Source organism: Haliea sp. (assembly GCF_040221975.1).
Lineage (GTDB): Bacteria > Pseudomonadota > Gammaproteobacteria > Pseudomonadales > Halieaceae > Haliea.
On the sequence record NZ_JAVJWR010000023.1, the window covers coordinates 121,304 to 136,414 of the forward strand.

A 15,111-nucleotide genomic window follows, 5' to 3' on the forward strand; every position below is an offset into this window, starting at 1 on the left:
GCTGCGGTTTACGGCAGCAAACCGTTGCTGCGCTCGATTCGAATGTCATGCACGGTCTGGGTCACGGGGGCGCCGAACTGGTTGAAGATGGCGACGTCGGCAGCGTCGCGGCCATAGCCGACCACAATATAACCGTGCTCGCGCTTGGCCTGGGTTGCGTCGAAGGTGTACCAGCGCCCGCCGACATAGGCCTCGAACCAGGCGTGCATGTCCATGGGTTCCAGGTTGTACAGGTAACCCACCACCATGCGCGCGGGAATGCTGAGGCTGCGGCACAGGGCAATGCCCAGGTGTGACAGGTCGCGACAGACTCCGGACTGACGCAGGTTGACCTCAACAGCGGACTCCGGGTATTCGCTGCTGCCTGGCAGATAACGGATGGTGCGGCGCAGCCAGTCTTCAATCGCCGCGACCTGATCGTAGCCCAGCAGTTGCCCGGCGGTGATTTCACTGGCCATGTTATAGAAACGGTCGGACTCACAATACCGGCTGGGCAGAATGAAACTGAGCACTGAATCGGGAAGGTCCTGCACTGGAACGCAGGGTGCCCCGGGGGCGACATCGACCTGGTCCAGGGTCATCACTTCTGCGGCAGCGTGGATGCTGAATGCGCCCGGCGGGGCAATCAGGCGCTGGCAGTAATTGCCGTAGCCGTCAGTGAACTCCGACACCGGCACGCTGGGAGAGAGGCGGTATTCTTCCTGGGCGACCCACTGCTGCGGGCCGCGTCGGGGCCGCAGCATCAGCATGAAGGGGGTCGGTTCGATGATCTCGAAGGAGAGATCACAGCTGGTGTGAAACCACATGCAGGAGTCGCCGCGTCAGTGTTCAAAAGCTCACTGTAACAAACCGCGTCCGGATTTACGCCCTGTTTTCAACGCTGTGCAATCAGGGCGTGGCGACAACCGCATCCAGGTACTCGCCGTAGCCTGCGGCTTCCATTTCTTCCAGCGGAATGAAGCGCATGGCCGCGGAGTTCATGCAATAGCGCAGTCCGGTCGGAGCTGGGCCGTCGTCGAATACATGACCCAGGTGGGAATCGGCGTAGCGACTGCGGACCTCGGTGCGGGTCATGAAAAACTTGCGGTCAGTCTTCTCCGTCACCATGGAGGCATCGATGGGCCGGGTAAAGCTGGGCCAGCCAGTGCCTGATTCAAACTTGTCCCGGGAAGAGAACAGGGGCTCCCCGGAGACAATATCGACGTAGATGCCCTCCCGCTTTTCGTCCCAGTAGGGATTGTTGAATGGGCGTTCGGTGCCGTCCTTGCGTGCCACCTCGAATTGCTCCTTGCTGAGCTGCCGTTGCAGGGTGGCGTCATCGGGGCGGCTGAATGTGGCGGGGTCAAAACCCGTGCCGGTGGTGGCCGGGGAGATTTTGTCGATGCTGCTCATGGCGGCGTTCTCCGGGTCGAAACGGGTGAAATCAACAGTCTGGTCATCGCCCCAGATCCGGTCGATAAACTGGTAGCGTCCCGAGTTGAAGGTATAGAGCTTGTAGCGCAGCGGGTTCTTCCTGTAATAGTCCTGGTGGTACTCCTCCGCCTCGTGGAAGGTGGTCAGCGGGGTGATGTCGATAACAACCGGCTTGTCGTAGCGGCCGGAAGCATCGAGGGCGGCCCGGGAGGCCTCCGCGAGCTTCCGCTGCTGCTCATTGTGATAGAAGATTTCCGGGCGGTACTGGCGGCCGCGATCGACGAACTGGCCGTCGGCATCGGTGGGGTCCATAAAACGCCAGAACCCCTCCAGCAGCCCTTCATAGGTGATGTGCTGCGGATCGTAGTAGACCTGCACGGCTTCGGTGTGGCCGGTGCGCCCTCCTGCGACCTCCTTGTAGGTCGGATTCTGTTCACGGCCGCCGCTGTAGCCGGAGACCGCTTCGATCACGCCCGGGATCTTCTCGAAGCCCTGCTCCACACACCAGAAACAGCCACCGGCAAAGGTTGCCACGGCCAGTCCGGGCCGGTCCGGGGCGTAGCGGGAGTCGGCGTGCGCAGGCCCCAGGGCCATCGCCAGCCAGGCTGCCATTGCCAGGGCGGAAATCATGCGCGCTGTCGCCCGTTTTGCCATCATATTGCTCCTGAATGTGTGCCTGTGGATACGCTAATGTGTGCCTGTGGATACGCTGCAGCGGCATATCTGGACTATCTGACAGTGGCGCGCCCCGGGAGTTCGGTCGTACCATGGGTACAGCTGCCGTTATTCGCGGTAGAGTCGGTCAGCCCTGCAGTGGGAAGGAGTGCGCCATGACGGTATCCCTGCCAACATTGCCTGCCAGCATGCGTGCGATGGTGCTGGAGCGTCCCGGTACGGCGCTGGTGCTGCAGGAGCGCCCGCTGCCGGAGCTGCGCGATGACGGCCAGGTACTGCTGCGGGTACGGGCCTGTGGCGTTTGCCGCACCGACCTGCACCTGGTCGATGGCGAACTCCCCGACCCGCTGCTGCCGGTAATTCCAGGCCACCAGATCGTGGGGGAGGTGGTGGCGACAGGCGCCGGCGTAAACCGGTTTCAGCTGGGCGCCAGGGTTGGCGTGCCCTGGCTGGGCTCTACCGACGGCAGCTGTCGCTTTTGCCTGCGGGGCCAGGAAAATCTGTGTCCGGAGGCGCGCTTTACCGGCTATACCCTGGACGGAGGCTATGCCGAATATGCGCTCGCGGATGCCCGCTACTGCTTTCCCCTGCCGGCAGCGGCAGAGGATCTGGCCCTTGCGCCCCTGCTCTGCGCCGGACTGATCGGCTATCGCACCTGGCGCCTGGCGGGGGGAGCCCGGCCGCAAAGGCTGGGCATTTACGGCTTTGGCGCCGCTGCCCATATCATCACCCAGGTCGCGGTCCACCACGGCCAGCAGGTGTATGCGTTTACCCGTGAAGGGGACCGCGAGGCCCAGGACTTTGCCCGCAGGCTGGGGGCGGTGTGGGCGGGCAGCAGCAATACCGCGCCCCCCGAGGTGCTCGACGCGGCGATGGTGTTTGCACCCGCGGGCGAGCTCATGGTGACGGCCCTGGAGCATGTTGACCGCGGCGGCACGGTGGTCAGTGGCGGTATTCACATGAGTGATATCCCGTCCTTTCCCTATCACCTGCTGTGGCAGGAACGAACCCTGACTTCCGTGGCCAACCTGACCCGGGAGGATGGGGAAGAGTTCCTGGCGCTGGCAGCCGCGATTCCGGTAAGCACCGAGGTGACCACCTACGCACTGGAGGACGCCAATCAGGCCCTGGCGGATTTGCGCCAGGGCAACTTTACTGGCGCTGCAGTGCTGCTGGTTTAGGTGCTATTTCAACAGCGAGCCCAGCAGGCCGCGGAACAGTTTCCTGCCCAGGCTGCTGCCGGCGGCGGAGCCGAGGCTGCGCGCCATGCTTTTGATGAAGGCTTCGCTGGTACTCTGGCGGCGGCTGGTGCGTTTGTTGCCGGTCCCGGCGCGCTTTGCCAGGACCTCCTCGTCCTTCGCTGCCTGGCGGGCGGCGGTGCGTTCCAGCAGGATTTCATGAGCTGATCTTGGGTCCACGGCGTCCCGGTACAGGCGCTGGTTGGGGTCGTGGGCGAGAATGGCGGCGCGTTCCCCTGCGCTGGCCGGCCCCATGCGGGAGCTGGGCGGTCGCACCAGTACCCGTTGCACTGGCGAGGGCACACCCTTGTCCTGCAGAGTGGACACCAGCGCTTCGCCCACGCCCATTTCAGTGATGGCGGTAACGGTGTCCAGCTCGGGATTTTCGCGGAAAGACTGGGCCGCAATCCGCACCGCCTTCTGATCTTTCGGCGTATAGGCGCGTAGCGCGTGCTGAATGCGGTTGCCGAGCTGGGCCAGTACCGCGTCGGGGATGTCGCTGGGGCTCTGGCTGATGAAGTAGACGCCGACGCCCTTGGAGCGGATCAGGCGCACCACCTGCTCGATTTTTTCCAGCAACGCCTTGGGTACGTCGCGAAACAGCAGGTGTGCCTCGTCGAAGAAAAACACCAGGATCGGTTGCTCCGGGTCACCGAGTTCCGGCAGTTCCTCGAACAGTTCCGACAGCAGCCAGAGCAGGAAGGTGGAATATACGCGGGGGTTCTGGATCAGGGTGTCCGCCGCCAGCAGGTTGATTACCCCGCGGCCGTCGCGGGTGGTCTGCATGAAGTCCTTGAGCTCCAGCGATGGCTCGCCGAAAAAAACCCGGCCGCCTTCGCGTTCCAGCATCAGCAGGCGCCGCAGTATGGCATTGACCGAGGCCCTGGCGACGCCAAAGCCCGGGCCCAGCTCGGCGCTGTGTTCACCCAGGTATTCGAGCGTGGTGCGCAGGTCTGCGAGGTCCACCAGCAGCAGACCCTCACTGTCGGCAAATTCGAACACCACGGTCATGACACCCTCCTGGGTGTCGTTCAAGTCCAGCAGGCGCGACAGCAGTTGCGGCCCCATTTCGGTGACGGTGGTGCGTATCGGCGTCCCCAGCTTGCCGAACAGGTCCCAGAAGGCCACCGGAAAACCGCGCTGCCGGTAGTCATCCATGCCGATGAACTGCACCCGCTCGTCCACCTTGGGGTGGGGCGTGCCGGCCTGGCTGATGCCGGAGATGTCGCCTTTGACATCGGCCATGAACACCGGGACGCCGAGGTCGGAAAAACCTTCGGCCAGGCACTGCAGAGTGACGGTCTTGCCGGTTCCCGTCGCACCCGCGATCAGGCCGTGGCGGTTGGCGTAGCGCGGTAGCAGCGACACCTGGCCGGCGGCGTTGCCGCCGATGAGAATAGTGTCTGTCATCGCGGGAATGCTATCTCTTTCCGGGGCCGGCAGCGGCCAGCTTTGGTTTTACTGCGGCGGTGGCTTTCTTGCGTACCCCGGGGGCCTTTGTCCCGGCTTGAGCCGCGGCTTTTGTCTTGCCCCTTGCGGTGGTTTTGCGCGCGGTCGTTTTCGCCCTGGCGGCAGCAGGTGCCTTGCGCCGTCGAACCACCTTTTTGGCCGGACCCGCACGCCGCAGCCCCGCGAGTTCCTCCAGTTCCTGCAGGGCGTCCTCCAGGTAATCAATGATGCGCTGCACCTGGGGTACGGAGCGGCGGCAGGCGACAATCCCGAAGTCCAGCTGCTTGCGGTAACTGACCAGGGTGATGTTCATGGCGAAGCCATCGAACACAATGGAGGCCGGGTACATGCCCTCGAGGCTGGCACCGTTCCAGTACAGCTGTTCCCGCGGCCCCGGGACATTGGAGATCACGGTGCTGAAGGCGGGGAAATGGCCCGCCAGCCCCAGTATCGAACTCAACAGGGCCGGGACCTGGGTCACCTGCATGAACAGGCTGGCCTCGCGGGCGGTCATGTTCCTGAGCAGGTCCTTGCCCGCTGCCATGGAAGCCTGAATCTTGCGCAGACGCTGTTCCGGGTCGAAGATGTCGGTTGCCAGGTCGGCGGTGATGAACCCCACTGCGTTGGACGAATCCAGGTCGGTTTCCTCGCGCAGGGAAACCGGCGCCATGGCCTTCAGCGAATGGGTCGGGCGCTCATTCTGGCTGGCGAGGTAGCGTCGCAGCGCGCCCGAGCACATGGCCAGGACAATATCGTTGACCGTGGCAGCGGTTGCCTTGCACACCTCTCGCACCCGCCCAAAGTCGAAGGACTGGGCAACGAAGCGTCGCGCGCCGGTAACATTGGTGTTGATGGAGGTGTGCGGCACCTGGTGCCAGGGGACGGAGAGATTGCCGCTGCGGCCGAAAAATGCGCCCCCGAACTGGCGGAAGGCACTGACCAGGTTGGCGGTGGTGTCGTATTGCTGGCGCAGCACTTCCATCACGTTCTTGAGTTCCTTGCCCCGGGGTTCCACCCGCGGCGCCTTTGCGCCCAGCTGCCGTTTTTTGTAGGCCTCGTAGGTGGCGAAAGACAGGGGCGAGTGTTTTGCCCTGGTGCGAGGGTCCCGCGAATACATGGCGTTGACCATGTGCATGGCCGAGACGCCATCCACTGCCGCGTGATGCATCTTGCTGTACAGCGCGAACTGGTTGTCCTGCAGGCCCTCGATCAGGTGAATCTCCCACAGCGGTCGATTGCGGTCGAGCAGGGTGCTGTGCAGGCGCGACACCAGCATGAACAATTCCCGGTACCTGCCCGGCTGGGGCAGCGCGGAGTGGCGGACGTGATAGTCGATCTCCAGGTGACTGTCCTGTTCCCAGTACAGCCGCAGCGGTCCTGCCCGGCCGGTGGTCACATATTCGCCAAAGGGTCGCCGGTACTCTTCCTGCACGCGCAGTGCCGCGAGTACCTCCTGCAGGAACTGGCGCTGGTCCACCCCCTTGGGGAAGTTGAACAGGTGTAGCCCGCCCACATGCATGGGGGTCTCGCGCTTTTCCATCATCAGGAAGCCGGCGTCTGCGAGGTTGACTGGACGCATTATTATTGAATCCTGTTATTGTAAATTCACCGCAACAATAGACCTTACAACCCTGCGAGGGAAGCCCCGGCGGATCTATTCTACAGCCAGCGGATTTTCCTGAACAGGAGCAACATGCCAATGACCAGGAAAAGCATGACGCCAAGCACCGCAAAGTAGCCGTAGTGCCATTGCAGTTCGGGAATGTACTGGAAGTTCATGCCATACAGTCCGGCGATGAAAGTGATGGGGATGAAAACCGCGGTGATGATGGTCAGGATCTTGATCGTGTTGTTCAGGTGGTGCGAGGTGATGGAAATATGGCTTTCCACCAGGTCGCCACAGATTTCATAGTACATGTGGCACAAGGTATAGAGCCGTTCGCAGCGGTCGTAGAGGTCCCGGCGGACGTGGTGGGTGTGGTCCTTGCCAGAACCCAGGTGCGCGGTGCCCCCATGCAGGATCTGCTCCGCCAGTGCCCGGTGGTAGCTGAAGACCCGGAGCAACTTGCGCAGGCGGGAGCGGTAGACCACCAGCTCCTTCATCACAGTATCGGTCTCGTCGGCGAGCAGTGCATCTTCCAGCCCCGCCAGGGTGTCCTCGAATTCCATCAGCTTTTCGAGATAGCGGCCACCGACGTAGTGCAGGATGCGCATGGCCAGGATGTTGGGAGTTTTCAGGAGCTTTTGCTCCTGCTCGCTGTCCCAGAAATGGCCTACGCTCACTGCATGCCCGGGATGCGCGGTGATCAGCAGTCGTTCACTGATCCACATGCCGACCGGCATGGGCTGCAGGCTCAGTTCCTCGTCCATGCCGCTCATGCCGCGAAACAGGATGAAGGTATCGTGATCAAATTCCTCGACCTTGGGCGGGTGACGCAGCCGCGAGCAATCCGCGATGGCCAGGCGGTCGCACTTCAGGGACACCAGCAGCTCCTGGATCTCCGCTGTGAGCTCCCCCTCGATGTCCAGCCATAGTATGCTGTCGCCTTGTTCTCGCCACTGATCGATCAGGCCCGCATCACCGTGCCGGTACTGCCCCTGCGCCGAGAGCAATTTGGTCCTGATCATCTGCCGCAGTCTCCCCGGGGAATTTTTACATGGAACAGCTTAACCGAATCCTGCAGACGCCTCTAATCGTTTTCGGCGACATCAGCATCAGTCTGGTACAGATCTTCACGGTTCTGGCTTTTCTCGTGATCGGGGTGATGCTGGTGCTGTGGTCAAGCAGTTTTTTGCGCCGTCGACTGGGCAAACGCGGCGTCGATGTCAATGTCGTGCAGCTGGTCTCGCGCGCCTGGCTGATCCTCGGCCTGGTGATTGTCGTCATCTCCACCCTGGATCTGCTGAGTGTGCCCCTGGCGGCTTTTGCCTTTGTTTCGGGTGCGGTCGCCATCGGTTTTGGTTTTGGCGCACAGAACATCATCAACAACTTCATCAGCGGCTGGATATTGATGTGGGAGCGGCCGATCAAGATTGGGGATTTTCTCGAGCTTGGGGAGGTGCGCGGTACCGTCGAGTCCATCGACACCCGCTCCACCCGCATCCGCCGCGTCGACGGTGTACACCTGCTGATTCCCAATAGCCAGCTGCTGGAGACCACGGTCACCAACTGGACCCTGGTGGATGATCTGGTACGCACGGCTATCCGCGTCGGCGTGGCCTATGGCTCGGATGTGCGCCTGACCGAGTCACTCATGTACCGCGCAGCGAAGGAGCACCCGGACGTTCTGGAGACACCTCCGACGCTGGTGATCTTCGACAACTTTGGCGACAGTTCACTGGAATTCGAGCTCAATGTCTGGCTGCACTCGACAGCCGAGCGCGGCCTGAGATTGATCCGCAGTGACCTGAGATTCAGCATCGACGAGCTGTTCCGCGAGCACGGTATCGTGATTGCGTTCCCGCAGCGGGATGTGCACCTGGACGGACAGCTGCGTATCGTCCGGGACCGGGGGGTCACCGCAGGTCAGTCAGACTGATTGCGCCGCGTACCTCGCCGAGGCTGTATCCTGTGGCCCTGTCTTCAGGGTAGTACTCGGCAATAGCCTGCTGGACCGGTTCCGACAGGTCGGTGCCGTGGCACATCAGGCAGACCGGCTCGACGCCCTGGGCCTGCATGTAGCGGTACCGGCCCTCGACCTTGCGCCCGTAATCAAGCGTCTGGGCCGGAGTGCCCGCCGCCTGCTGCGCACTGAGGCGCTCAAGCACCTCCCGCTCCCAGGCGTCGGGTATTGCCCGCTCCGTGTTGCGTGGTTGCAGGCTCACCCGGCGCACGCTCCAGCCGGAACTGGCGCTGAGCTCATCCATCAGGGCCGGGGCAATGTTGGCGCAGACAGCGGTGGCCTGACCGGGGCCGCCTTCGGCAATGGCCTGTTGCAGCTGCGGTTTGAGTTGCCCCACGAACTGCTGTACCAGTGCCTTCGCCTCGGCTTCCACGGCAGCGATATCGCGTCCGGTATCCCGCGGCTCGGCACAGGCCAGGGTGGTTGTGACCGTCAGTGCGATCGCCAGTACTCTGTACATGATGTCATCCTTTCGACGCGTTGGCGCCAGTATAGCCACCAGGCAGGCCGTGACCATGATCTGGCGCAAGTCTTTCTCCCGCAACTGTTGATCAAGTGCACTATACTGCGGCCATGGGTGGCGGAATGCACAGTGTAATGACCAAATTGTCCTGCGGCTGGCTGCTGTTGCTGCTGGTGCTGGCCTGGCCGGCGCGGGCAGAGGTGTGGACGGTTGATATCGAGGGCGCAATAGGTCCCGCCAGCGCTGACCACATGCTGCGCTCGCTGGACAAGGCGGTTGGTGCGGGCGCCACAGCGGTGGTTCTGCGGATCGACACGCCCGGTGGCCTGGATACCGCAATGCGCGACATGATCAAGGTCATTCTGGCGTCACCGGTCCCGGTGATCGCGCATGTTGCCCCCAGCGGCGCGCGCGCCGCCAGCGCCGGTACCTACCTGCTTTACGCCAGCCACATTGCCGCCATGGCCCCAGGCACCAACCTCGGCGCCGCTACGCCGGTGCAGATCGGGGGAACACCCAGCCTGCCAGGCATGCCCGGTCCCGGGGAGGGAACGGATGAGTCGCCGGAGGGCGACGGTCGGTCGGAACCGGCCGCAGGCAGTGCCATGGCGCGCAAGATCGTCAATGATGCCGTGGCCTATATCCGCAGTCTGGCCCAGCTCCGCGGGCGCAACGGCGACTGGGCGGAACAGGCAGTGCGCGAGGGCGTCAGCCTTTCGGCTGATGATGCCCTGGAAGCGGGGGTGATCGACCTGGTGGCGGCTGGCACCACGGAGCTGCTGGCGCAGCTCGATGGGAGGCAGGTCACCGTTGGCGAGACAACGGTCACCCTGCGCACGGCGGGCGTTCCCGTGGTGCACCAGCCGCTGGACTGGCGCAGCGAGTTCCTCTCGGTGATCACCAACCCCAACATTGCCTATATCCTGCTGCTGGTCGGTATCTATGGCCTGGTGATCGAGTTCTACAATCCCGGCATCGGCCTGCCCGGCATTGTCGGCGCAATCAGCCTGCTGGTCGCCCTGTATGCCCTGCAGATGCTGCCCATCAGCTACGCCGGTGTGGGTCTTATCCTGTTGGGCATCGCCCTGATGGCGGCGGAGGCCCTGGCCCCCAGTTTTGGCATCCTTGGGCTGGGCGGTGTGGCGGCTTTCGTCACCGGTTCGGTGATGCTCATGGATACCAACCTGCCGGCCTTCCAGCTGGCCATGCCGATGATTGTCGCGGTGACCGTCTTCAGTGCCGGTCTGCTGGTCTTTGCCCTGGGCATGATCCTGCGGGCACGCAAGCGGGCGGTGGTGTCCGGTGTCGAGCATCTGCTGGGCGCCACGACCACAGTCAGTCGGGTAGAAGGCCGGGACGCCTGGGTCTGGCTGGACGGCGAGATCTGGCACGCGCGCAGCGACGAACCGCTGGCGGCCAACGACCCGGTCACAGTAACCGCAATCGACGGTCTTACCGCCGTCGTGCGCAAACAGGCGGTCGCAACCGCCAGGGAGTAGATGAGAATGTTCGAGCTGCAAACGTTTGGCGGTGTCCTGCTGGTGCTGGTTATCGCCCTGTTGCTGTCCATGTTCCGGGTGCTGCGGGAGTATGAGCGCGGTGTGATTTTCATGCTCGGTCGTTTCTACCGGGTCAAGGGGCCGGGTCTGATCATCATCATCCCCGTGCTGCAGCAGATGGTGCGGGTGGACTTGCGTACCCTGGTGATGGATGTGCCGACCCAGGACGTTATCTCCCGGGACAATGTCTCGGTGCAGGTCAACGCCGTTATCTACTTCCGCGTGATTGATCCCGAGCGGGCGATCATCCAGGTCGAGAACTACCTGGAGGCCACCAGCCAGCTGTCCCAGACCACCCTGCGCTCGGTACTGGGTCAGCACGATCTCGATGACATGCTGGCCGAGCGCGATCGCCTCAACGACGATATCCAGGACATTCTCGACAAGCAGACCGAAGCCTGGGGTATCAAGGTCGCCAATGTGGAGATCAAGCACGTAGACCTGAACGAGTCCATGGTGCGCGCGATCGCCAAGCAGGCAGAGGCCGAACGCGAGCGTCGCGCCAAGGTCATCCACGCCATGGGTGAATCCGAGGCGGCGGAAAAACTGGCGGAAGCGGCCAAGATGCTGGCTACCGAAGAGTCCGCGATCCAGCTGCGCTATTTGCAGACTCTGGTGGAAATTGCCGGCGACAAGAGTTCCACCATCGTCTTCCCCTTGCCGGTGGATATCATGAAAAAGTTCACCTGAGCGTGACGAGAGACTCTATGCAGTGTATTGAAATCAGCCAGCCCGGAGGCCCCGAGGTGCTCACCCTGGTGGAGCGCGAGGCGCCCGGCGCGGGCGCTGGAGAGCTCTTGATCGAAGTGGTTGCCGCCGGGGTCAACCGGCCCGATGTCATGCAGCGCCGCGGCCTGTACCCGGCTCCTCCCGGCGCCTCGGATCTGCCGGGGCTGGAAGTTGCAGGTGTCGTGGCGGCAGTGGGCGCAGGCGTCTCCGGCTGGCAGGTCGGCGACCGGGTCTGCGCCCTGACCAGCGGTGGGGGCTACGCCGAGTACGTTACCGCGCCCGCGGGCCAATGCCTGCCAGTACCGGATAATCTGGACCTGGTGGCGGCCGCGGGCCTGCCGGAAACCTGCTTTACGGTCTGGACCAATGTGTTTGATCGCGGTCGCCTGCAGCCAGGGGAAAGCCTGCTGGTGCACGGCGGCAGTTCAGGTATCGGCACCACGGCCATTCAGATCGCCTCCGCGCTGGGGGCCACGGTCTACGCCACCGCTGGCAGCGAGGCGAAGTGCACGGCCTGCGTGGAGTTGGGCGCATCCCGTGCAGTCAACTACAGGGAGGAGGATTTCCGCGAGGTGCTCGATGCGGTTACCGGGGGCGCCGGCGTGGACGTTATCCTGGACATGGTGGGCGGCGACTATATCAACCGCAATATCCAACTCGCGGCCGTCGACGGCCGGATTGTCAACATCGCCTATCAGGGCGGGTTCGAGGCCACGATCAATTTTGTGCCGGTGTTGCTGAAACGCCTGACCCTGACGGCGTCAACCCTGCGGCCGCAGTCGGCAGAGGCCAAGGCGGCGATTGCGGCCAGCCTGCGCGAGCGGGTTTGGCCACTGCTGCAACAGGGCAGCTTCAAACCCGTGATTGCCGCCACTTTCCCTTTGACGGAGGCGAGTGCGGCCCATGAACTGATGGAGAGCAGCCGCCATATCGGCAAGATTATCCTCCAGGTTCAATAGCCGGCGGCAGCCCGCTTTCGGTGGCCTTGGCCCAGGCCTGGAATTCCGCGTATTCCGCCGCCAGGGAATCAGGGATTCGCTCATAGGCGTCGGCGAAGCTGCGCAGATCCGGGTCGCAGATGAACGCCCTGGCTTCGGCGCTGGTGCCACCTTCAATACCGAAATCGGTATACAGCGCGTCGAGGTCCCGCAGGTTCTCGCAGGCCAGCATCATCTCGTAGCCCGTGACCCCCACCACCACGGCCCAGCCCAGGTAGGGCACTGCCCCGGCCGGCAGTGAGCCGACGTTGGCCGCAGCACTCTGCATGGTGCGCTGGCGAATGGCCGTGCCGGTAGCCTGTATCCTGGCGCCGACCTCCGCGTTGCGGGCCTGCGCCAGTGCCAACTGTTGGGCCTGTTCCCGGTGGCTTTCCAGCATTTGGCCATGGACCGTGCTGATGCCCGCCCCCTCCAGCCATCCCGAGAGCGCGGCATTGGTATTGCTCGAAATCAGCGTCAGCAGATTGCTGACCAGCAGTACCGGAATGACCATGATCCATGCAATGAGTGTAAAAAACCTGCCCATGACGCTTGCTCCCTAGAGTTGTTGTTTTCGTTCAGCCAAATAGCCAGGGCACCAGTTCGGCGCGGTTTGCCACCACGATTTGCTGCGCCATGGGGTCATCCTGCGCCGCATCGGGGTCGATATGCAACAACTTGAGTGCATAGGGCACAAGCTTGCCGCGTACTGTCAGTGTCAGTGCCCCATTCCGCATGCCGTAATCGGTTTCCACCACCTGGCGCTGATCTTCGCGCAGGCGCGGATCTGGGGTGATGCAGATGGTCACCCGGGCATTCCACTCGCTGTCGCCCGCAATGCCGCGCTCGGAGTCGTCGAGAATCTCGGGTATGTCGCGAAACCGGCTCAAGACAAAATCACGGTACTCCTGGTTTTTTTCGCACCAGGCGCGCACGTGCCAGCGCAGGCCGGTATAGACCAGGGTATGGGGGACGATGATACGGCCCTCCCGGTCGGGGTGCTGGATGGATACATAGTCCACCTCCAGCCGCTTTTGCTGCCTGGCGGCCTGCATGATCGGGCGCAGCACCTCCGGCCTCACATCACGCAGTGGTACGGTCAGCACTTCCACGTTGGCCACATTCAGGGCCAGTGACTCAAACACGTTGGACAGCTCGTTGTTGCGTGCCATCAGGTGCAGGTACTCGTCCGCAACGCCCTGGGTGACCTGCGGTGTAAAAGCAGCAGTGGGTGTATAGCCCTTGAGGGATGTGTCGTAGAGCAGATTGCCGGGACCAATTTGACGGATATAGCGGTTGATGTCCTTGCTGGCCTGCTGCCGGCCGATGCCGAAGGTTTCGCAGAGATGGCGGGTGGTGAGGCGCCCCTCCCAGAGGACGATGGTCTCGATGAAGCGGTAGCGAACCAGCAGGTCCCAGCGGATGGGCCACTTGCCGTGGTTGGCGGTGATCACGCGGTTGCAGCTCCCCATGCCGACAGAATGCCTGTATCGTACACCGACATGTCGCCCGCGAATATAGAGCAAACCGCAATGACTCAGAGCAGGCCCAACCTGGGGGACCTGTACCGGTTGGCAGGACAGCTGGAACAGGATCGGGAACAGCCCGTGCCCGTGCTGCGGGAGCGGGATCGGGCTGCGGGGGCCGGCCAGTCCGAGGCTGCGCCGCTGCCGCGCCTGCTGCACTGGCTGGATACCGTGTCTCCGGCGGTTGAGACCACGGTCATGCAGCCACTGTCAGAGGCGTCGGCGGCACTGCTGGCGCGCCTGTTGGCGCTACTGGCTGGCTTTGCCGCCATGGCGGGCTTCCTGCTGGGCAGTGAACGCGCCCTGGTGAACGTATTCCTGTTTCTCGCGGTATTTGTCCTGTTGCAGTTTTTGCTCAGTTTGCTCGCCGCGGTGATGATGTGGCGCACTGTCCGCGGCCATGTGCCCATGGCGCTGCCGCTGCATCCCGGGCGCTGGATCGTGCAACGCAGCCTGCCGGATCGGCGCACCCTGCGGGAAGCGCAGCCGGTGCTGCGGATGCTGTTCCTGCGCTATGGCCAGGAATTGGGCGCCCTGTTCACCGTGGGTGCGGCGCTGGCTTTTCTGCTGGTGCCCGCCCTGGGAGAATTCAGCTTTGTCTGGGGCTCCACTTTCAATCCGGGAGCCGGTCTGGTGCAGCGTCTGGCCGAGACCCTGGCGCTGCCCTGGTCGAGCTGGTTGCCGCTGGCCACCGTGCCGCCCGAGGTGGTGGCCAATAGCCGCTTTCACCCGGCAACGGTAGCCCTCGACCGCAGCGATATCGAGGGCATGCGTGGTTGGTGGCCCTTCCTGTGGGCTTGCCTGCTGGTATATGCGCTGCTGCCTCGTGTGCTTTTGTGGGGCCTTTCACGGTTTTTCTTCCGCCGTCTGCTGGTGCGCAGCTTTCTTCATTACCCCGGTGCCGAGCAGGTGCTGGCGCGGATGCAGGCGCCGCTGGTCCGTACTCGCGCGAGTGCCGCAAGTGCGACCACAACAGCCCCGGATGTGGAGCCGGCCCCTCTGGGAATGGCAGCGGCGGACGCCAGCCTGCTGGTACTGGACTACGGCGGCGCCCTGGGCCCGGGCGGTCCCGCTGACTTTGAGGAACTGATGGCGGTACCGCCCGCACAGGTCGTACTGGTGGGTGCCGCCGCGCTGCAGGACGACCTCGCCCGCCTGGCCGATCTCCCGGTGCAGGCCAGCGAGCGACTGTTGCTGGTAGTTAAGGCCTGGGAGCCACCGCTGGCAGAGCTGCGCGACCTGCTGGAGCCCCTGGCCAGCGTGCCGCGCTGTACCGTCCTGCTGGCACCGCTGCCGGGCAGGGCCATTCCCCACCGCAAGGTGGAAGACTGGCGCAGCTTCGCGCGCGCGCTGCCCTTTGCCAGCGTCGATGTACAGTTGCTGAATCGGGTGCAGCACTGATGGTCGGGCCGCGAACGGTCGGGCCACGAGAGGCCGGGCCACGAGTGGCCGCCCCGCT

The 15,111-nt window shown here is 63.5% G+C and carries 14 protein-coding genes; 6 read left to right on the forward strand and 8 right to left on the reverse strand.

Going from position 1 to position 15,111, the window contains the following annotated elements:
• Positions 1 to 8: 8 nt before the first annotated feature.
• Together RLO07_RS09135 and msrB are read right to left on the reverse strand one after the other, a co-directional pair.
• A complete protein-coding gene (locus tag RLO07_RS09135; RefSeq protein WP_462291821.1) occupies positions 9 to 806 on the reverse strand; it encodes a transglutaminase-like domain-containing protein in 798 nt (265 codons plus the stop codon).
• An 82-nt stretch (positions 807 to 888) separates the two neighbouring features.
• Complete coding sequence (msrB, locus tag RLO07_RS09140; protein ID WP_462291822.1) at positions 889 to 2,067, reverse strand: peptide-methionine (R)-S-oxide reductase MsrB; 1,179 nt, start codon at positions 2,065 to 2,067, stop codon at positions 889 to 891.
• Positions 2,068 to 2,243: 176 nt separating this feature from the next.
• Here msrB and RLO07_RS09145 point away from each other — a divergent pair, with 176 nt between their 5' ends.
• A complete protein-coding gene (locus RLO07_RS09145) occupies positions 2,244 to 3,269 on the forward strand; it encodes a zinc-dependent alcohol dehydrogenase family protein (RefSeq protein ID WP_462291823.1) in 1,026 nt (341 codons plus the stop codon).
• A gap of 3 nt (positions 3,270 to 3,272) precedes the next feature.
• Here RLO07_RS09145 and RLO07_RS09150 read toward each other — a convergent pair whose 3' ends face one another.
• The 3 genes from RLO07_RS09150 to RLO07_RS09160 form a co-directional block, all read right to left on the reverse strand.
• Positions 3,273 to 4,736: a helicase HerA-like domain-containing protein gene (locus RLO07_RS09150; protein ID WP_462291824.1), complete on the reverse strand. Its 1,464-nt coding sequence runs from the start codon at positions 4,734 to 4,736 to the stop codon at positions 3,273 to 3,275.
• Positions 4,737 to 4,746: 10 nt separating this feature from the next.
• A complete protein-coding gene (locus tag RLO07_RS09155; RefSeq protein WP_462291825.1) occupies positions 4,747 to 6,354 on the reverse strand; it encodes a WS/DGAT/MGAT family O-acyltransferase in 1,608 nt (535 codons plus the stop codon).
• A gap of 80 nt (positions 6,355 to 6,434) precedes the next feature.
• Positions 6,435 to 7,403, reverse strand: coding sequence for a magnesium transporter CorA family protein (locus RLO07_RS09160; protein WP_462291826.1), 969 nt, complete (start codon positions 7,401 to 7,403; stop codon positions 6,435 to 6,437).
• A gap of 29 nt (positions 7,404 to 7,432) precedes the next feature.
• Between RLO07_RS09160 and RLO07_RS09165 the strand changes: the two genes are divergently transcribed.
• On the forward strand, positions 7,433 to 8,314 hold the full coding sequence (locus RLO07_RS09165; RefSeq protein WP_462291827.1) for a mechanosensitive ion channel family protein: 882 nt from the start codon (positions 7,433 to 7,435) through the stop codon (positions 8,312 to 8,314).
• Here RLO07_RS09165 and RLO07_RS09170 read toward each other — a convergent pair.
• The gene (locus tag RLO07_RS09170; RefSeq protein WP_462291828.1) at positions 8,292 to 8,927 is read right to left on the reverse strand and encodes a Tll0287-like domain-containing protein; all 636 of its coding nucleotides are present in this window, start codon (positions 8,925 to 8,927) and stop codon (positions 8,292 to 8,294) included. The genes RLO07_RS09165 and RLO07_RS09170 overlap by 23 nt on opposite strands.
• A gap of 68 nt (positions 8,928 to 8,995) precedes the next feature.
• Between RLO07_RS09170 and RLO07_RS09175 the strand changes: the two genes are divergently transcribed.
• The 3 genes from RLO07_RS09175 to RLO07_RS09185 are packed head-to-tail and all read left to right on the forward strand — an operon-like array spanning position 8,996 to position 12,108.
• Entirely contained in the window at positions 8,996 to 10,360 is a 1,365-nt protein-coding gene (locus tag RLO07_RS09175; RefSeq protein WP_462291829.1) for an NfeD family protein, read from the forward strand.
• Between the two features lie 6 nt (positions 10,361 to 10,366).
• Positions 10,367 to 11,110 carry a slipin family protein gene (locus RLO07_RS09180; RefSeq protein ID WP_462291830.1) on the forward strand — a complete coding sequence of 248 codons (744 nt, stop codon included), beginning with the start codon at positions 10,367 to 10,369 and terminating at the stop codon, positions 11,108 to 11,110.
• A gap of 17 nt (positions 11,111 to 11,127) precedes the next feature.
• Complete coding sequence (locus RLO07_RS09185) at positions 11,128 to 12,108, forward strand: NAD(P)H-quinone oxidoreductase (RefSeq protein WP_462291831.1); 981 nt, start codon at positions 11,128 to 11,130, stop codon at positions 12,106 to 12,108.
• Here RLO07_RS09185 and RLO07_RS09190 read toward each other — a convergent pair.
• Complete coding sequence (locus RLO07_RS09190) at positions 12,089 to 12,673, reverse strand: hypothetical protein (protein WP_462291832.1); 585 nt, start codon at positions 12,671 to 12,673, stop codon at positions 12,089 to 12,091. The genes RLO07_RS09185 and RLO07_RS09190 overlap by 20 nt on opposite strands.
• 31 nt (positions 12,674 to 12,704) lie before the next feature.
• Positions 12,705 to 13,580, reverse strand: coding sequence for a helix-turn-helix transcriptional regulator (locus tag RLO07_RS09195; RefSeq protein ID WP_462291833.1), 876 nt, complete (start codon positions 13,578 to 13,580; stop codon positions 12,705 to 12,707).
• Positions 13,581 to 13,658: 78 nt separating this feature from the next.
• Here RLO07_RS09195 and RLO07_RS09200 point away from each other — a divergent pair, with 78 nt between their 5' ends.
• A complete protein-coding gene (locus tag RLO07_RS09200; RefSeq protein WP_462291834.1) occupies positions 13,659 to 15,053 on the forward strand; it encodes a DUF2868 domain-containing protein in 1,395 nt (464 codons plus the stop codon).
• Positions 15,054 to 15,111: the final 58 nt, after the last annotated feature.